Origin of the sequence: Rothia mucilaginosa (genome assembly GCF_964210535.1) — a bacterium.
GTDB classification, from domain to species: domain Bacteria; phylum Actinomycetota; class Actinomycetes; order Actinomycetales; family Micrococcaceae; genus Rothia; species Rothia mucilaginosa_F.
This window is the reverse complement of record NZ_CAXOMR010000051.1, coordinates 1-404: the sequence shown is the minus strand read 5'-3', so window position 1 is coordinate 404 and position 404 is coordinate 1. Positions and strand designations below refer to the sequence as shown.

Genomic DNA, 404 nt, shown 5'->3' with positions numbered 1-404 from the left:
AGGCGGATGATGGCCTGGCGGTTGGGGAAGATTCCCACGGTGTCGGTGCGTCGGCGGATTTCGCGGTTGAGGCGCTCATTGGGGTTGTTGGACCAGATCTGGGTCCATACCCCGGTGGGGAAGGACGCGAAGGCGAGGACGTCTGCCCTGGCTTGATCGAGGTGATCACACACAGCGGGGAGCTTGTCGTGCACGTAGTCCAAGAGTCGGTCGTATTGAGCGTTGACTGAGGCGGCGTCGGGTTGGTCGTACACCGAGTGCAGCATCGCTTTGACGGCGGGCCATAGCGCTTTGGGGGTGATGGACATGAGATTCGCGGCGTAGTGGGTACGGCATCGTTGCCAGGTGGCTCCGGGTAGGTTGGCGGCGATGGCCTCAACCAGGCCCAGATGGGCATCACTGGT

1 protein-coding gene is annotated in these 404 nt (G+C 62.6%); it reads right to left on the bottom strand.

Annotated elements, in window-relative coordinates; translation table 11 throughout:
• Positions 1–404 (bottom strand): transposase (locus AB8C10_RS09260; RefSeq protein WP_368867562.1); only part of this gene is annotated, 404 nt, incomplete at both ends.